The 16,810-nt window shown below is 46.6% G+C and carries 16 protein-coding genes and 1 other annotated feature; of the genes, 4 read left to right on the top strand and 12 right to left on the bottom strand.

The annotated features are described in order from the left end of the window. Nucleotides 1-144 precede the first annotated feature (144 nt). Nucleotides 145-1,200: an ATP-binding protein gene (locus tag IEX81_RS16150; RefSeq protein ID WP_188805195.1), complete on the top strand. Its 1,056-nt coding sequence runs from the start codon at nt 145-147 to the stop codon at nt 1,198-1,200. 125 nt (nt 1,201-1,325) lie between these two features. On the opposite strand, the gene IEX81_RS16145 is transcribed toward IEX81_RS16150, so the two are convergent. The 6 genes from IEX81_RS16145 to IEX81_RS16120 all read right to left on the bottom strand — a co-directional run bounded on the left by IEX81_RS16145 (nt 1,326) and on the right by IEX81_RS16120 (nt 6,433). Beyond that, nucleotides 1,326-1,619: a YxcD family protein gene (locus tag IEX81_RS16145; protein WP_188805193.1), complete on the bottom strand. Its 294-nt coding sequence runs from the start codon at nt 1,617-1,619 to the stop codon at nt 1,326-1,328. After that, nucleotides 1,607-2,050 carry a hypothetical protein gene (locus IEX81_RS16140; RefSeq protein ID WP_188805191.1) on the bottom strand — a complete coding sequence of 148 codons (444 nt, stop codon included), beginning with the start codon at nt 2,048-2,050 and terminating at the stop codon, nt 1,607-1,609. The genes IEX81_RS16145 and IEX81_RS16140 overlap by 13 nt, the downstream gene beginning before the upstream one ends. A 232-nt stretch (nt 2,051-2,282) precedes the next feature. Continuing rightward, nucleotides 2,283-3,263, bottom strand: coding sequence for a ketoacyl-ACP synthase III (locus tag IEX81_RS16135; RefSeq protein WP_188805189.1), 981 nt, complete (start codon nt 3,261-3,263; stop codon nt 2,283-2,285). 100 nt (nt 3,264-3,363) lie between these two features. Continuing rightward, a complete protein-coding gene (locus IEX81_RS16130) occupies nt 3,364-4,341 on the bottom strand; it encodes a DMT family transporter (protein ID WP_188805186.1) in 978 nt (325 codons plus the stop codon). Between the two features lie 121 nt (nt 4,342-4,462). Beyond that, entirely contained in the window at nt 4,463-5,110 is a 648-nt protein-coding gene (locus tag IEX81_RS16125; protein WP_188805183.1) for a GntR family transcriptional regulator, read from the bottom strand. A 132-nt stretch (nt 5,111-5,242) separates the two neighbouring features. Further along, nucleotides 5,243-6,433, bottom strand: coding sequence for an MFS transporter (locus IEX81_RS16120; RefSeq protein WP_188805181.1), 1,191 nt, complete (start codon nt 6,431-6,433; stop codon nt 5,243-5,245). A 197-nt stretch (nt 6,434-6,630) separates the two neighbouring features. Here IEX81_RS16120 and IEX81_RS16115 point away from each other — a divergent pair, with 197 nt between their 5' ends. Continuing rightward, nucleotides 6,631-7,278, top strand: a complete 648-nt coding sequence (locus tag IEX81_RS16115; protein WP_188805178.1) for a hypothetical protein — start codon at nt 6,631-6,633, stop codon at nt 7,276-7,278. Between the two features lie 53 nt (nt 7,279-7,331). On the opposite strand, the gene IEX81_RS16110 is transcribed toward IEX81_RS16115, so the two are convergent. Together IEX81_RS16110 and IEX81_RS16105 are read right to left on the bottom strand one after the other, a co-directional pair. Further along, nucleotides 7,332-8,525: a MalY/PatB family protein gene (locus tag IEX81_RS16110; protein ID WP_229727659.1), complete on the bottom strand. Its 1,194-nt coding sequence runs from the start codon at nt 8,523-8,525 to the stop codon at nt 7,332-7,334. Between the two features lie 58 nt (nt 8,526-8,583). After that, nucleotides 8,584-9,069 (bottom strand): Lrp/AsnC family transcriptional regulator, encoded by a 486-nt coding sequence (locus IEX81_RS16105; RefSeq protein WP_188805176.1) that lies wholly within the window; start codon nt 9,067-9,069, stop codon nt 8,584-8,586. A gap of 342 nt (nt 9,070-9,411) precedes the next feature. Beyond that, nucleotides 9,412-9,634, top strand: a binding site (T-box leader). A 43-nt stretch (nt 9,635-9,677) separates the two neighbouring features. On the opposite strand from IEX81_RS16105, the gene proB reads away from it, so the two are divergent. Together proB and IEX81_RS16095 are read left to right on the top strand one after the other, a co-directional pair. Beyond that, nucleotides 9,678-10,826, top strand: a complete 1,149-nt coding sequence (gene proB, locus IEX81_RS16100) for a glutamate 5-kinase (RefSeq protein ID WP_188805175.1) — start codon at nt 9,678-9,680, stop codon at nt 10,824-10,826. A gap of 3 nt (nt 10,827-10,829) precedes the next feature. Beyond that, complete coding sequence (locus tag IEX81_RS16095; RefSeq protein ID WP_188805172.1) at nt 10,830-12,095, top strand: glutamate-5-semialdehyde dehydrogenase; 1,266 nt, start codon at nt 10,830-10,832, stop codon at nt 12,093-12,095. Between the two features lie 78 nt (nt 12,096-12,173). On the opposite strand, the gene pheA is transcribed toward IEX81_RS16095, so the two are convergent. The 4 genes from pheA to IEX81_RS16075 all read right to left on the bottom strand — a co-directional run bounded on the left by pheA (nt 12,174) and on the right by IEX81_RS16075 (nt 16,055). Further along, nucleotides 12,174-12,992: a prephenate dehydratase gene (gene pheA, locus IEX81_RS16090; protein WP_188805170.1), complete on the bottom strand. Its 819-nt coding sequence runs from the start codon at nt 12,990-12,992 to the stop codon at nt 12,174-12,176. Between the two features lie 165 nt (nt 12,993-13,157). After that, on the bottom strand, nt 13,158-13,856 hold the full coding sequence (locus IEX81_RS16085) for a LutC/YkgG family protein (protein WP_188805168.1): 699 nt from the start codon (nt 13,854-13,856) through the stop codon (nt 13,158-13,160). Further along, nucleotides 13,853-15,319, bottom strand: coding sequence for a LutB/LldF family L-lactate oxidation iron-sulfur protein (locus IEX81_RS16080; protein ID WP_188805166.1), 1,467 nt, complete (start codon nt 15,317-15,319; stop codon nt 13,853-13,855). The genes IEX81_RS16085 and IEX81_RS16080 overlap by 4 nt, the downstream gene beginning before the upstream one ends. Further along, nucleotides 15,285-16,055, bottom strand: a complete 771-nt coding sequence (locus IEX81_RS16075) for a (Fe-S)-binding protein (protein ID WP_188805164.1) — start codon at nt 16,053-16,055, stop codon at nt 15,285-15,287. Before IEX81_RS16075 ends, IEX81_RS16080 begins: the two co-directional genes overlap by 35 nt. Nucleotides 16,056-16,810: the final 755 nt, after the last annotated feature.

Here is a 16,810-nt window from a genome sequence, read left to right as displayed (position 1 = left end):
TTACTCGTTAATGAATCAAAAACTAAGTCTTTTAATCAATAACTGACATAAGAAAATTAATTTCACATAAATTATTTACTAAATTAACCATATGTGTTTACAAACTAAGTGATTGAACCTATGATTTTGTTAGGAGGCATGGAAATGAATAGTAATGGTAAATCAGTAGTCTCACAGCTCGATTTTGAACAAATTCTGGAAAACATTCTGGATGCCGTCATCATTATTCAGAAAGATAAAATTATTTTCGCAAATCGGGCGGCAAATAAACTGCTTTCGAACGATGTTCAGGCATCTCTTGATGGACTGTCCATTGCTCTCTTCATGCGTCCTGAGGATTTAACACTTCTTCATAAGACCATCAGCCAAAATATTTTCAAGGACTCGGATCATTCAATCGTCAGCGTATCGATTATTTCAGAAACCGGCAATCCAAAACCTGTAGAAATCGCCATAAATCCTCTTTACGACCAGGAAACGGCACTGATTCAGCTGACTCTTCGTGATGTCAGCAATCGGAAGGCTGCAGAAAGAAGCATGATGCAGTCTGAAAAACTTTCAGTAATCGGCGAACTGTCCGCAGGTATTCTTCATGAAGTCAGAAATCCTCTTACTTCTATCAAGGGATTTCTGCAGCTGCTTCAGAATGAACCCGTTATCAATAAAGAATATATTAACATCATAATGGGGGAAGTTGAGCAGATTGAGCGGATTGCCAATGAACTCTTATATTTCACCAAACCGAATGCAGAACGCTTTATCACTCAGGATCTGCTGACGATCGCCAAAGAAACACTGTTTCTCTTTGAAACACAAGCCGCCAAGAAAAATCTGAAGTTGGAAATACAGGCGGATGGCTGTCCCCATCGGATAAACGGCGATAAGACTCAGTTGAAACAAGTGTTTGTCAATCTTGTAAAGAACGCCATCGAGGCGACACCGGAAAACCGGATAGTTACAGTTGTGCTTTCAACAACAGGACAGCAGGAACAGGTATTGATCAAGGATACGGGCCACGGAATTCCCAAGAACATTCTTGGAAAATTAGGAAAATCGTTTTTCACAACCAAAGAGTCTGGAACCGGCCTCGGGCTGATGATCACTTATACGATCATCAGAAACCATAACGGGAAAATAAAAGTTGACAGCATGGAAAATGAAGGAACCACTTTCACATTAACTTTTCCCCGTGCCGAGTGAAAACAGAGATATGGAAAAATCCCTTCTTGCAAGCTTAAGAAGGGACTTTTTTATATCATAAAAAGGCGAAGCGAATCGGCATAGAAAGAGCAAGAACACTGCCGGCCGGTCGGATTTTACCGTGTTCATTCCTTGTAAGAGACCACAATGCCTTGCTCATCGTCCAGTAACAAGCGGAGCGATGCCCCAAACGGATCTCTCTGCATCTCGGTATCCAGCCAGAAACGCACCGCTTCAATCATGTTTGATTCAACCAGAACCTGTTTTCTTCCCTGAACATAAGCCTCGGCTGAAAACCCGTAGTCATCATCATACATGAGTTCCACCTGGACATCTTCAGGTGCAATCCCCTTTTTATTTGCCAGAAACAAGCAGATCGCATTCACAATGTCCTGTTCAGGAATCATTATCTCTTCCATGGATCGGACCCCTCGTTTTTGTCTCTTCTGGAACGATTCATTAAGCCGACAACCAAATAGCGAACCAAAGCGATGATGGCGATGATAACAAGCACATTAAACAAAAATCCGGCAATCATGCCAAACCCACCAAAATGTGAAAGCAGGCTTCCAAAAAGGAGACCCGACAAACCTCCGAAAATCAGACCGCGCATGAAACCCCCGCTTGTAAAACTCCTTGTAGCGCTCGCCACAGGATTTTGCCTCGTTCCCTGCTGCCGGTTCTGAAAGAGTGAGCGTGTTCCTCCGCTTTTAGTCGTATTGAATGACTTAATCCCTGAGTGATACCCCTTGGCGCTGACGGGATTGTCAGCAAGGTGAAACACAAAATTTCCTGCCGGGGTGAAAATCAGCGCAAGAGCAAGAAACGCAGCCATCATTTTTTTCATCATCTGTTCTCATTTCTCCCTGTTTTTTGTCTTAACAATCAGATTAATTAACTATACGAAAAGAAAACGGAAAAGTTCCCAGTCAGTGATGAATCTCAGATTAATAAATGTGACTCTCATCACACTTATAAAAGTATTCGTTTTCTTCATTCTTTTTTGACCAATTACGAGATACCGATGATAAAAAATTTATCTTTGCCTCTATCATTAAATCAGGCATCATTTTTTATCGTATTTAAAATGTGCAGCTGATTACTTGACCGCAATGAACCAGTCCCCCGCCAAAGCCATACAGAAGAATGCGGTCACCCTTTTTAATCTTTCCTTCTTTCAGCGCATCAGAAAGAGCAAGCGGAATGGAAGCTGAGGAGGTGTTCCCATAGTATTCCAGACTGTAAAGCACTTTTTCCATAGGAAAATTAAGCCGTTCACTGATCGATTCGATCATTCTCAGATTTGCGCTGTGAGGGACAAACCAGTTTATTTTCTGGAGGGTATAACCGCTTTTTTCCGCTAATTGCAGGACTCCGTCTGTGACGATTTGAACCGCCCATTTATAGACTTCACGCCCATTTTGCACCATTTTCCCGGCACCGGACAATTTTTCACCGTTCATCACCGATGATAGCCCCGTTCTGTAAAGCGCCTTACCCATGCCGCCTTCCGCACCCATAAATGAGCCGAAAAAGCCGGGATTCTCTTCATCGTACTCGACCACTGCGGCCCCTGCTCCGTCTCCAAGGAGGATACATGTCGTCCGATCCGTGTAGTCTGTTACTTTTGACATGGCATCCGCCGCAACCACCAATATTCTTTGATTCAGTCCGCTCGTGACCAGCCCATTCGCAACATGCAGCGCATATTCAAATCCTGAACAGGTCGCGTTGAGGTCGAAAGCTCCGGCTTTTTCTGTGAGGAACTTAGCCTGCACCTGGGCGGCAACACTCGGAAAACCATAATCAGGCGTGGATGTCGAGACAATAACTAAGTCAATGTCGTCCAGGGCTGTCTCATATCTGTCAAGCAAATTGCGGACAGCGCCAAATGCCAGATCACTGGTGAATTGATCTTCCGGCAATATCCTCCTTTCTTTTATTCCGGTTCTGCGGACAATCCACTCATTTGACGTATCAACGAGTTTTTCCATATCTTTGTTCGTTAACCTTTTATCCGGAACATAAGCGCCGATTGCCGTTATTTTCGCTTTTGATTTCATGATTTGTCCATCTCCTTATCGATAATATTATATCAGATATTATTATCAGGTACTAATTTGTGGTTTCAGATATGAATCGTATGATCCGATTCTAACTTTTTTATTGTTCTGCCGCTCTTTCTCTACGCTTTTTATGAAGATACCCCTTTTGGGAAACATAGCTGTGCAAGATCATCCCTACAATGACAAAGGCCATACCCAGCCAGCCCGGCCAGGGCGGAATAGGGCTGCCAAGCAGGATCAGCTCCCCCAAAAGTGTAAATACGACTTCCATCGATTGTGTCGCTTCCACTGCGGCCAGTCTACGTATGTCTCCTCTTGTCAGCTCTGTTGCGTAGAAAAAAAGAACAGTTGCAATGACTCCGGAACTGATCGCAACAATGACCGACTGTAAAGTTTGATCAAAACTTGGAAGACCGTCTGTAAAGATCCCCCAAACCGATAGAGCCAGCCAGAAAGGCATACTGGCCAAGGTCATCCCGAGCACCCGTTGAAAAGTGTCCCATTTTCTTCCTGTGTAGGCCATCATTTTTCGGTTACCCAGCGGATAAGAAAACGCAGCCACAAGGATTGAAACCATACTGACTATAGCTGCTTCTGTTATAGTGTGTCTTGCCTGACCCCATTGCATCAGGACGACCCCGGCCAGAATAATCAGTGACATCAACAATCCCCTAAGTGGTATTCTTCCCCGAATCTTCAGAGGCCCGTGATCCGTCTGAATCGTCTCAAAAAACAGAGGAGACAGAAGCGAGCCGCATATAATCGTCAATTGCCACGTTCCGGCGATGAGCCATCCGGGACCATAGTTTGCCGCAAAACACAGCGGCGCATAAAACAAACCAAACCCGACTGTACTCCAAGCCAGCCAGGGCAAAGGATGATGCAAGAGCTCCTTAATGAGCGGACCTAGATTTCTTCTAAACCCTACGATAAGGAGCAAAAAAGGGACCATAAAGAAATACCGCAAGGAACCGCTCCAGATCCAATTCCCTCCGGATAGCGCCATGGCACGGTTCACTATGAAAGTTACCGCAAAGAAAAATGCGGCGGCTACGCCAAAAAAAATCGAACGCAACGGATTCACTCCTTTGAATTTGAGTAAATGCGATAAACCAATATATTGGTTTTTGAACAGAAAGTCTATTCTTCTTCCAAAATTTTAGGTTATAAACTTGCATCCCGGTGAGCCCTTTCATTCACCGGGATGCCCACTCACTCAAAGTCAGCCAGTTTTTTTCAACAAGCGCCATCGCCTCTTCGACAGCTCCTTTTTTGCAGGCACGGATAATTGCCTCATGTTGACAAATCGATTCACTGCCTGACGAGAGAAATCGGGCGCGTTCAAGCCGCAGAATTTTCGGCGTGATTCTCTCAAGTGTATCGTTTATTTCCGGATTTGCTGCCCGATCGATGATCACTTGGTGAAAACGGGTATCCGTTTGTATCGCTTTTGCCGCATCACGCGCATCTAAAGCGGCTCTCAATTCTTCATTCGACCGGATCATATCCTCCAAATCCTTTTTGGCCAAATTGGGAACGGCCAGTCTTGCTGCAAGCGCATGAAGAGCCGCGACAACAGAAAATGCATGGCGTGCTTCTTCTGTACTGATATTAGCGACCCGCGTCATTGAACCTGGAACTGATTCGATCAGCCCCTCATCTTCAAGTCTCTTAAACGCCTCCCTCACCGGCGTTCTGCTTACGCCGAACTGAGCTGCCAGTTGCCCATCGTTCAGCCGTTCGCCAGGTTTGAAATACATGTCCACAATCGCTTTTTTCATTTCGATATAGATTTTTTCACTCAGTGTCTGACGATCAATTTTGTTCATCATTTTTTTCTCCATAAAACCAATATATCGCATTTTATATGAATAATAAATTTTTTTTGCAAGGTTTGTCTTCAACAAACGGCCCGATGGTCCCAACAGAATGAAATGGAACTGGGTCGCCATGAAAATTCAGCAGGTGCCTTAAACTCATCGGCTGTGATTCCCCGAACGCAGGAGCAATGTCTCCAATCCGAAAGCAAGAAAAATGCAGAGCACAATCATGGTGACAACCCCGGGCCAACGGCTATACTGCCAAAGCACCCCGCCAAAAGTGCCAAGTATGCTGGAACCCGCATAATAAAAAAACAAATATAAAGACGCGGCCTGTGCCCTATCGTGCAGAGCAATACTGCCGACCCAGCCGCTGGCAATGGAGTGGCTCCCGAAAAAACCAAAGACATAAAGGGCCACGCCAATAATTTTAATCATCAAAGACGGAACAAGCGTGCACAACACCCCGATCATCATGATACTCATACCGATCAGTAAAACGAGTCCTTTGCCTTTTGTATCTGCTAATTTTCCCATCCATGTCGAACTGAACGTGCCAAAGACATAGACGGCAAACATCCAGCCTACCTCCGTCTGAGTCAGATTGAAAGGCGGACGCATGAGCAGGAAACCCATGTAATTAAATAAAGTGACGAACCCGCCCATCAGCAAAAAGCCGATTCCAAAAAGACAGACCAGCCGGAGCGTTTTTAAATGCCGGGCAAAGGGTTGAAAAATGCCAGAAAATGAACCATTCTTTATTTTAAAGTGTTCAGGTTCCGGCAGCCCCGCCCAGAACCATAAACTGAACAGGAAACTGATCAGCCCTACGCAAATAAGAGCAGCCCTCCAAGAAAAGAAGTCCGAAACCATGCCCACAACGATTCTTCCAAACATCCCCCCTACCGTTGTTCCGCTGACATAGAGCCCCATTGCCGCACCCAGACTTCTCTCATGAAATTCTTCACTGACATAGGCCATGGCAATGGAAGGCATACCTGCCAGAACCACGCCTTGCATTGTACGAAGCACGAGCAGCGAAAGAAAGTTCGGACTGAATGCAGTCCCGATTGCAGCTGCAGACGATAAAACAAGAGAACAGGTCATGATGTTTTTTCGACCGAAGCGATCAGAGACAACGGCTGCGATCAATAAAGCGAAAGAGAGTACCCCGGTTGTTGATGATAATGCCAAACTGGAATATTCAGGAGAGACATGGAAACGCTGGGAAAAAACCGGAAGTAGCGGCTGAGTGCTGTATAGGATGGCAAAAGTGATAAATCCGCCGGCAAAAAGAGCACTGCTTGCCTTCCAATATTTTTTTGTCCCCGCTTCAATGTAATCCACTACTGCTCCTCCTCTGCCAAGTTTGGTCATGTCCGTTGTACGCCCCCGTTATCTATTCATCCCATCGTTTTGTAAGCGTTTTAATAAATGAACAGTCTCAGTTTTCTTCTATTCAAAGGACAGCTGCGGCATGCTGTCCGATTAAAATAAACTGCCAATGGTTAAGATAGTAGAAAGGTCGAAAAGGAGGTGGTGAAATGTCAGCGAAAAACGTTGCCTGGATCTTATTATTCGGTGCTCTGCTTACCGGAATCACGACGCTGCTCCATCCGGTCATTTATAACCCGTGGGACGGGCAAACCGCAATACAAAAAATGGCCGATTGTTCGATATGGACATGGGATCACGCCGTCATGATCGGCGGTGTCATCCTATGGATCGGCGGTCTGGCTGAATTAGAAAGGATCATTGAGGCAGAATCCCGCACAGCAGAAATTTTTTTCATCACCGCTCTATCGTTGTGGGTGCTCTTCCTAACGACCGAGCTGAGCGCTCTTCCCTTTTTGATGGACGTGTTCAGCAAGCGTCCGGATTTCGCCGTTCAGACTGTCATTCTATCACTTTTTACTTTTAATTTGTTATTAGGCTATATAACTATAATTTTAGTCTGGTCAGGAATTTTCATTCTTGGCTTTTTAATGAAGCAAAAAAAGTATTATCCTTCGTGGCTTGGATATCTGGCGATGGCGGGCGGTCTGATCGGTGCCGCAGGCTCTCTTTACGCCGCGATTTGTCCCGAAAAAGGCGGACTGATCGTTATGATTCTCTCATCTGCGATTCCTTATGCCTGGACAATCATCCTTCCCGTGTATCTCTTGGCGAAACAGCCACATACCTTGAGCTGAAAGACCGGATGAAAATGCTTATTATTCTGATAAATACGGACGCGTTGCATTTGTTAATTTTTCAGGCTTTGAATTGCCCTGTGAAGCTGCCTCATCGCCTGCTCAATCAATGAATGCGGACAGGCGAGATTGATGCGGACAAATCCTTCGCCTTCATTGCCAAATGTATAGCCCTGATTGAAGGCAATTTTCGCTTTTTTCAGCATCAGATTCTGCAGCTGCAATTTGTCGAGGCAGAGTTTCCGGCAGTCGATCCACCCAAGGTAAGTGCCTTCAAGCGGAACCATTGTCAATTCAGGAATACTGTTTCTCAGAAAATCGGCGACATAGTCCGCGTTTACTTTTATGTAATCCAGACACTGACTGAGCCAATCCCCGCCTTCGCGATAGGCGGCTTCCGCGGCTGCGGCGCCCAAAGCGTTCGGTTCATTTAAGCTGAAGCGCTGAAGCTGACTGAGATAGATCCGTCTCAGCGAGGGATTGGGGATGATGATATTCGAAATCTGCAAACCGGCCAGATTGAATGTTTTACTCGGTGCCGTGCAGATAATGGAGTGGTTTGCCGCTTCTTCAGACAGATTCGCAAAAGGAAGATGCTCTTTTCCGTTGAAAACCAGATCCCCGTGAATTTCGTCGGATATGACTAGAACATGATGTTTATGAGAAAGCTCAGCCACCCGGGAAAGTTCATCTTTTGTCCAGACGCGGCCGACCGGATTGTGCGGAGAGCATAGTATCATCATTTTGACCGATGGATCGGACATTTTTTGTTCCAGATCGGTAAAATTCATCGTATATTTTCCGTTATCATACACCAGCGCACTCGTGACAAGTTCCCGGCCCTGATTGTGAACCGATTTTCTAAAGGGAGGGTAAACCGGCGGCTGAATCAGCACTTTATCTCCAGGTTTTGTAAAACCGTCGACAATGAGATTCAGTGCCGTGACTACTCCGGGACTGTGGCAGAGCCAGTCCTTGTCAATCTCCCAGCTGTGCCGCTCTCTCATCCACTTTTGCACGGCTGAAAGATAGCTTTCTGAACGGGCCGAGTAGCCGTAAATACCGTGGTCCACCCTGCCCTTCAGCGCATCAGTCACTTCATCGGGAACGCGAAAATCCATATCGGCCACCCACATCGGAAGGAGGCCTTCCGCGTGATAAAGCCGGTCAACCTCATCCCATTTGACAGAAGCGGTACCCTTTCGCTCTATCTTTTCATCAAAATGATACACTTTATATTTTGTCACACGCTTCACCTCTAATAAAGTGGGGGTTCAAAGTCATCAGGATATATTACGCAATTTCTTACACGTCATCTCTTTCTTTACTGTTAAGCAGTTCCGGCAGCAGAGGGATCTCTTCTGTTTCTTTCAATGTGTCCAATACTATTGTTGTTCTTGTCCGCACGATACCCGGCATGCTTTTCAGTTCAAAGCTGACGATATGGTCCAGCGCCTTTGTGTTGCGGCAGCGTACCTTTAACAAATAGTCATAATCGCCCGCTACATGATGGCACTCTTGCACAACACTGAGTCCTATCACTTTCTCCAGAAACTGTTCACGATGTGCCGGGTTTTCGAGTGATACAGCGATAAAAGCGGTACAATAGAGTCCTGCCCGTTCAGGATCCATAAGAATGCCGAATTTTTTTATCAGGCCCTTCTTTACTAAACGATTGACGCGATCAGCCGCTGCCGGCGCAGAAAGGCCTACTTTCGATGCCAGTTCAGCCCATGTCATACGGGCATCCTCCATCAGTGAACCGATAATTTTCACATCCAAATGATCCATATTCATCCACCTAATTTTATACACTATTATTAAGATTTTATTTTATATCATCAATAAAATCAACGAACCTGTACCGGTGTTCCGTTCTCAGAAACTTTTCGGTCTTCCTGAAAATAAACGAAGCGTTTTCCCCTGTAAGAAGAAAGAGATGACCTCCCCGTCCGATTGTTCTGTTTTATTCTAACACTCCCTGTTACGGCTGCAAAAGATTCCGCTCACAAATTAACTTGAAAGAACCGATTTTACCTCTTGAAAAGACTGATTGTATCATATAGGCGAATACAAGTGGAATGACAATCTATTGACATCTATTTTAATTTCGAATATAATTTATGTTACTTACATAGAGCGTTGAGAGGGATTAGTAAGCAAAGAAAGAGCGTAAGAGAACGGTGTCCATTGGCTGAAAGATGCCGCCGCTTTTTTCCTGCTGAACCTGCCCCTGGAGCTGTCCGGCCAATAACCGGACCGTCTTTCTTCACGTTACGAAGATGAGAGAGAGCGTGGGGCATAACCCGTGCTAACAAAGGTGGTACCGCGGGCAAAGCCACTCCCCGTCCTTTTAGAAAGGATGGAGAGTGGCTTTTTTATTCGAAAGGAACCGGATAATGGACGCTAAACGGATTGTCGTCAAAATCGGCAGCAGCTCACTGACTGATGTTCATGGAAAACTGGATCAGGAAAAACTGAATGATCATGTGAATGCTATTGCCCGGCTGAAAAGCACCGGCCACGAGATTATTCTCGTCTCTTCAGGGGCTGTTGCCGCAGGCTACCAGGGGCTTGGCTATCCCGCCAGGCCGGTTACAATTGCCGGCAAGCAGGCGGCAGCGGCGGTCGGACAGGTGATGCTGCTCAATCATTACGCTGAAGCTTTTCGCGGGTGTGGAATGACCATCGCTCAGCTGCTTCTTGCCCGGCAGGATTTCGAGCGGCGGGAACAGATGAGTCACGCCAGTTCGGCACTATCCGAATTATTGAAACGATCTGTTATTCCGATCATTAATGAAAACGACTCGATTTCACTGGAAGAATTGACCTTTGGTGATAACGACATGCTTTCCGCATTGGTCAGCGGGCTGATTCACGCGGATTTTCTCGCCATTCTCACCGATGTCAACGGGCTTTACGATAAGAATCCGCATAAATATCCCGGAGCCAAACGATATGACTTTCTGGATGAACTTCCCGATGAGCTTTTGTTTGAAACAAGCGACGCTTCGGGATCAAAGGTGGGCACGGGCGGTATGAAATCCAAAATTCTGGCAGCCAGAACCGCCCTTTCGCTCGGTGTCCGTACTTTTATTGGTAAAGGGAAGGGCGCCGACAAACTGGTAAAAATCATTGATGGTAAGGGCGACGGCACCTATATCGGTTCCACAGGTTTGAAACCATCGCTCAACGTATCTGAACAGTGGATTGCGCTTCACTCCCCGATTTCCGGCAAAATTGAGATTGACGATGGTGCCGTGCGGGCCCTGATGATCGATGGAAAGAGCCTGCTCCCAGCCGGTGTCAAACAGATCAGCGGACATTTTCTTTCCGGTGAAGTGATTCAGATCGTTGACCGTAATCAACGTATTCTTGGAAAAGGGCAGGTTAATTATTCAGCCGATGAATTAAATGAAATCAAACGCATGCCAAGCAGCAAGGCCATGAATCTGGCTCAAAACGATCACCCGGAGGTCGTCCATCGTAACAACTGGGTCCCTTGGACCGCGTCGATCCATCCGATTACAGCAGAAGGGAAGAGATAGATGATGAATCGAATGATTGAAAAAGATGAGCTGTTTCTTAAAGCCGAGAAAGCCAAACAGGCTTCCGGCAAGCTTGCCGCGAAATCAACGGAACAAAAAAACCGGGCATTACGCGCCATTTCCCGCGAGCTTCGTAAGAACTGCCCGGTAATTCTCGCGGCAAACATGGAAGATGTCGATCATGCAAAAGCAAGAGGAATGTCGGACTCGCTGATTGACCGGCTCCTCCTGAATGAAGAGCGGATCGGTTCCATGGCAGACGCATTGGATCATCTCGCCGGACTTGACGATCCAATTGGCGACTGCGTTGAGAAATGGGATCGGCCGAACGGTCTGCACATTCAAAAAATCCGCGTACCCCTTGGTGTTGTGGGCATGGTTTATGAGGCGCGGCCAAATGTAACCGTCGATGCAGCCGGGCTCTGCCTGAAAACAGGTAACGCCGTCTATCTCCGGGGCAGCGGTTCCGCTCTTGAGTCCAACAAGGCTCTAGTTTCAGTGATCCATCACGCTTTGATCGAATCAAAACTTCCCGGAGACAGTGTCCAGCTGCTTGAAGATGTCAGCCATGAGACGGCCGATCGTTTTTTCAAACTGCATGGCCTGATTGACGTACTGATCCCGCGCGGCAGCAAAAAATTGATTCAGACCGTCATCAGCAAGTCGACCATTCCCGTCATCGAAACCGGGGCCGGTAACTGTCACCTGTATATTGATGAGAGCGCCAATCCGGAAATGGCAGTCGCTATCGCGCTCAACGCTAAAACACAGCGTCCATCCGTCTGCAATGCCATAGAGACCATCATTGTCCATGAAAAATGGTTGACCGGTTATGGCGGTCTCCTGATTGATTCACTGAGGTCTGCAGGCGTCGAATGCCGAATCGATCCATCTCTGGCAGCCAGGTATCCGGAATTTCCGTTGGCGGATGAGGAAGATTGGTCTGCGGAATATCTAGATAAGATCGTTGCCATAAAAACAGTGAAAGATGTGGACGAAGCGATTCGTCACATTAATCGGTACGGAACAAAACATTCTGAAGCAATCGTATCCGAATCACCGGACCATGTCGAACGTTTTTTTCAATATGTGGATGCATCGGCCATTTATCACAACGCATCAACCCGATTTACCGACGGAGAGGCTTTCGGTTTTGGCGCGGAAATCGGCATCAGCACACAGAAACTTCACGCGCGTGGGCCAATGGGACTGCCCGCGCTGACAACAATCAAATATATTGTGAAAGGCACAGGGCAGATTCGCGAGTGAATCTGCCCTTTTTTATGGAATGTTCGATATAATTTCTTAATAGCTGGGAAACAATAAAACTGGATAAAAACACCGGCTTTAAATGATCTTTGTGCTGTAGCTGCCCAGTATGTCAACCTCATGTCCAAATGTCCGAAGAATCATTATCGCTTTATTCATTGGATCGCTTCCGTACCCTGCTTCTGTTTCAATAAAAAAACGGTACTCTCCCAGCTTTTCACCTGTCGGCCGCGACTCGATCCATGACAAATTGATTGAGAGCGTAGCAAAAACATTCAATATGGAAGCGAGCATCCCGACGTGCTCGGTCGCCGGAGTAACAAGAAGCATGGTTTTCTTTTGATGTTGATGCAAGTGACTGTTGCGGCTGATTATAATGAAACGTGTATGATTCCTTTTGTTGTCCTGAATATCTGATGCAATCAATTTCAGCCCGTAAATATCAGCAACACATTTTGAAGCGATGGCGGCACATTCCGGCTGATTACGCTCCATGACCACTTTGGCAGCAATGGCCGTACTTCCGACCCTGTCACATGCCCAGCCTTTATCTCTGATTAATGCACGGCATTGTTCAAGAGCCGGCGTGATAGACACGACACGCCGGATTGTATCAAGACTGCAATGATCCGTGCCGATCAGATTAAGTGAAATAGGAAAAATGACGTCCGCTTCTATAAAAAGTCGGTAAGTGAGCAGACCATCAATGCTCGTATCGATCGTTCCCGCAATTGAATTTTCAATCGGAACCACGCCTTTGTCAACGTCCGCGCAGCTTACGGCTTGCAGCACATCGTCCATCGATTCCTGCGGCAAAAACGTATCCGCATCGCTGAATAAGCGCACAGCGGCCTCCTCCGAAAAAGTTCCGCTCGGCCCTAAGTAAGCAACTTTCATCTAAGCACCCCTTATAAAAGTACCCTTCTTTATTTTTTCGCCAAAATCTTAAGCATTTACTTAACTATATCAAACTTGTCCCCTTTTTTGTAGAACATTTCGAACAGTGTCATTCCTGAAAAAAAGGACAGCTCCGTCAATCGGAACTGCCGCTTTCAAAATCGATTACAAGTCTTTGACGACGATATAGGCCACTTTGACCGGTCCGTGAACACCGACAACGAGTCTCATCTCGATGTCGGCGCTGTTGCTCGGTCCCGAAATATAGTTGATGTAAGTCGAGATCTCTTCACCGGCTTTCACTTTTTCTTCAACCATCTGCATGGCCTGTGTTATTCGGGGCACGATCAGACTCTCAGGAACAATCACAATAGAAGTCACCGGAAGAAGGCTGACACTTCTTGCCTTGTTCTTATCATTGAAGAGGCCGGCAGTTGCCGATTCCGCCAGCATCACATCGCATATTGACAGGCCAATATTTGCCTGGGATGCAATCTCAATATTTCGATGCCCTTCCGAAACATTCCAGGTGTAGACATGATTTTTCTTCATCACTTCATCAAGACCAAACTTGGAAAATCGGTCATCATTAGTGGCAATGACGGATCCGGAACCGTAGTCGGCAATCACCTTTTCCAGAGTCTCTGCCAATTGATCCGAGTTCGTTTCATAGACTTTTGTATGAATGGATTCGCATGCGTTCTTCATCACAGCCACAAGCTCGTCCTGCGAGCTTCCTTTATAAACATTCCACTGAGGCTGATATTTCCATTCCGGTACAGCAACAGTCTCTTCCGGTGCGCGATGGAGTTTATCCGCAATATGGCTAAGAAAAGCATCGCGATTCTCAATCGTCCCTTTCATAAAGACTCACCCGTCCCTTTACCCTGAGCCGCTTTAAGAAGTTTTGATGTTTTATGCTTCTTAAACCATTCTCGGAAATTTTCACGGCTTGGAGCCGGCAAATTACGACCGCGGGTCCATGGTTTCATCGGACCGGGACCCTTGGTGATTTCCCCGTCATGAACCATCGGTTTAAGGATAATCGGAGCTGTTTTCATCCCCACCTTATAGATGAACGGCGATCCCGCACCGATTCCAAACCCTTTCATGGCGGCTTTTTCGCTTATCGGAGGCTCTCCGCCGCCTTCCACATATTTCTGCCGATGTTTGATCAGCAATTCATGAAGTGGAATCCTGACCGGGCAGGCCTCGGTACAGGCCGCACACAGGCTGGAAGCATAAGGAAGCTTCCCGTACTCTCTGTAACCGCCTAAAATCGGGGAAAGGACGGCTCCTATCGGCCCAGGATAGATTGAACCATATGCTTGACCGCCGATATGACGGTAGACCGGACAGACGTTAATACAAGCCGCACAGCGAATACAGTGCAGCGCCGCCTGAAAATCCGTGCCGAGTGCATTCGAGCGTCCCGCGTTCACGACAACCAGGTGATAATCTTTCGGACTGTCAACCGTATCCGTTTGGTCTCCCGGGGTGATGTCCGTCACGTACGTTGTCAGACGCTGTCCGACGGAACTACGGCAAAGCAGAGTGACCAGGATATCCAGTTCCTTTCGTGTCGGCACCAGACGTTCCATGCCCATCACCGTAATCTGCGTTTCCGGTAACGTTGTGACCATGTTGGCATTTCCTTCATTGGTCACAAGACAGATGCTCCCCGTATCGGCAACTGCAAAATTGCATCCGGTTATACCAACGTCCGCATTCAAAAATTTGCTGCGAAGCGTTTTCCTCGCAAAACCGGCCAGTTCCCTTGGTTCATCTGTCCCAGTATATCCCAGTTTCCGGAATGCATCACGGACTTGCTGCCTGTTTTTATGGACCGACGGAACAACAATATGTGACGGTCTGTCCTGATCAACCTGCAAAATGAATTCCGCAAGATCGGTCTCCAGGACATCGCAGCCTTCTTCCTCAAGTGCTTCATTAAGGCTAATTTCCTCTGTGACCATGGACTTGGCTTTGACCACATGTTTCGCTTTTTTCTGTCTGACGACTTTTTTTATATACTCGCGCGCTTCTTCAGCCGTTTCCGCAAAGAAAACGTGACCTCCTCTTGCCGCAAAGTTGTCGCTCAATTGTTTTAAATAGAAATCCAGATGATTCAGTGTATGGGCCCGTATCTCTTCTCCGGCATTCCGCCAGTCTTCCCAGTCGCCAAGCGTCTCATCTCCGACCGTCGCCCGGATCTTTCGGTCACGAAGCCCGTCCTGAGCGGAAGAAACCGCGTTGACCATGAAGGAATTATGAATCGCCTGATCAACGGCTTCAAAAAATGGTTGATTTCCGACTTTCATCGGCATGGTTTTCTTCCCCCTCTTTCCTCAGGCTGTTCAAAATTTGTGCAATATGCATGACTTTGATTTTTTTCCCCTCTCGGCTGATCCGGCCGCCAATATTCATCAGGCAGCTAGCGTCGGCCCCGATCACAACTTCCGCCTTGGTTTCTTCGATATGACGGATCTTTTCATCAACCATCTGTTCGGATATCGGCGACATCTTCACGGAAAAAGTACCTCCAAAACCGCAACAGTCGTAGTTGTTCGGCAGATTAACCAATTCCAGTCCCTTTACATGGCGAAGCAGTTCATAGTGTGATTCCCGCTCTCCGAGAAGCCGGGTCATATGGCACGATGTGTGGAGAGTCGCCCTCGCGTGGTACTCGGCACCCACATCGACAACTCCAAGCACATGGACAATGAATTGAGTGAACTCATACGTTTTCTTTGCTATTTCCTCTGCCTTCCCGCGCCATACCGGCTCATCTTTAAAGATTTTAGGATATTCATGAAACATGGCGGCGCATGAACCTGACGGGCATACAATGTAATCGGCATGCTCAAATGCCTTGATCATTTGCTTGGCCGGCCCGCTCGCATCTGTTTTGTAACCGCTGTTATAAGCTGGCTGCCCACAGCAGACCTGGCCATCCGGGACATCCACTTCACACCCTAATCTCTCAAGAACCTCCGTGACATCCTTAAGTACGTCGACATAAAAAAGTTCGCCCAGACAAGTAGTAAAAAGCGATACTTTCAAGGTTATCCTCTTCTCCCTCTCTGCAGTAGCTTCACGATCCTATTTATTCCAGATCAATTATACATCCTATGCTGTAAACAAGACCAATAGGTGAACCAATGAATCCGGAAGTCTTGCAAACATGAGTATGTAACAATTTTATCACTCAATAACCACATTTTATACATATTTAAAAGAATATCAACCTCCCAACTCTTTATTTGGCTTACCAAAAAGTAATAGTGCGAATGCATTTTTTCTATGCATTGTCTTACTGTAAGGATTCTTCCTTGGGCTGATCTTACGACAGCTAACAAATGGGAGATACTGTTCCCGTCTTTTTTGTTCTGAGACAGTTTTTCATTAATCTCAGTTCCCTGCTTAATAGAGTCTGTTCAAAAAGGAGGTCAAAAAGGACCAAGGTCAGGCAAAGCACCACGTCCTATGGCATACCTGACACTAGCCTGTCCTGGGCATCGAAGGTCAGGGAAATGAAGCTTTGAGCTATCTGCGCGTACCTTCACAGATGTAATGACTTCTGCGTTGTGCATAGGACGTGCTCCCGTAGGACACGGTGACTTCGACGTTGTACATAGGACGTGTAGCTTTTCGTCGAAGTTCCACTTTGGAGAAATATCTCTTTAGCAGCTCCTTTTTACCTTTTTTCCGGACTTGTTGAACACCTCCTGATACCCAAAATTATGAAATAGAAAAAGAGAGGCGCCTCTCAATGACTGAGAAGTGCCTCTCTTCGTTTTCCTATTGCCTGGCAGTGA

The organism is Sporolactobacillus putidus, assembly GCF_014647035.1.
Lineage (GTDB): Bacteria > Bacillota > Bacilli > Bacillales > Sporolactobacillaceae > Sporolactobacillus > Sporolactobacillus putidus.
This window is presented reverse-complemented; position numbering and strand designations above follow the sequence as displayed.

Excerpts from the sequence above, each read along its gene's own strand:
- IEX81_RS16150 (WP_188805195.1), top strand. The coding sequence starts at position 145 with ATGAATAGTAATGGTAAATCAGTAGTCTCACAGCTCGATTTTGAACAA.
- IEX81_RS16145 (WP_188805193.1), bottom strand. The coding sequence starts at position 1,619 with ATGGAAGAGATAATGATTCCTGAACAGGACATTGTGAATGCGATCTGC.
- IEX81_RS16140 (WP_188805191.1), bottom strand. The coding sequence starts at position 2,050 with ATGATGAAAAAAATGATGGCTGCGTTTCTTGCTCTTGCGCTGATTTTC.
- IEX81_RS16135 (WP_188805189.1), bottom strand. The coding sequence starts at position 3,263 with ATGAAATCAAAAGCGAAAATAACGGCAATCGGCGCTTATGTTCCGGAT.
- IEX81_RS16125 (WP_188805183.1), bottom strand. The coding sequence starts at position 5,110 with ATGGAGAAAAAAATGATGAACAAAATTGATCGTCAGACACTGAGTGAA.
- IEX81_RS16115 (WP_188805178.1), top strand. The coding sequence starts at position 6,631 with ATGTCAGCGAAAAACGTTGCCTGGATCTTATTATTCGGTGCTCTGCTT.
- IEX81_RS16105 (WP_188805176.1), bottom strand. The coding sequence starts at position 9,069 with ATGGATCATTTGGATGTGAAAATTATCGGTTCACTGATGGAGGATGCC.
- proB (WP_188805175.1), top strand. The coding sequence starts at position 9,678 with ATGGACGCTAAACGGATTGTCGTCAAAATCGGCAGCAGCTCACTGACT.
- IEX81_RS16095 (WP_188805172.1), top strand. The coding sequence starts at position 10,830 with ATGAATCGAATGATTGAAAAAGATGAGCTGTTTCTTAAAGCCGAGAAA.
- pheA (WP_188805170.1), bottom strand. The coding sequence starts at position 12,992 with ATGAAAGTTGCTTACTTAGGGCCGAGCGGAACTTTTTCGGAGGAGGCC.
- IEX81_RS16085 (WP_188805168.1), bottom strand. The coding sequence starts at position 13,856 with ATGAAAGGGACGATTGAGAATCGCGATGCTTTTCTTAGCCATATTGCG.
- IEX81_RS16080 (WP_188805166.1), bottom strand. The coding sequence starts at position 15,319 with ATGCCGATGAAAGTCGGAAATCAACCATTTTTTGAAGCCGTTGATCAG.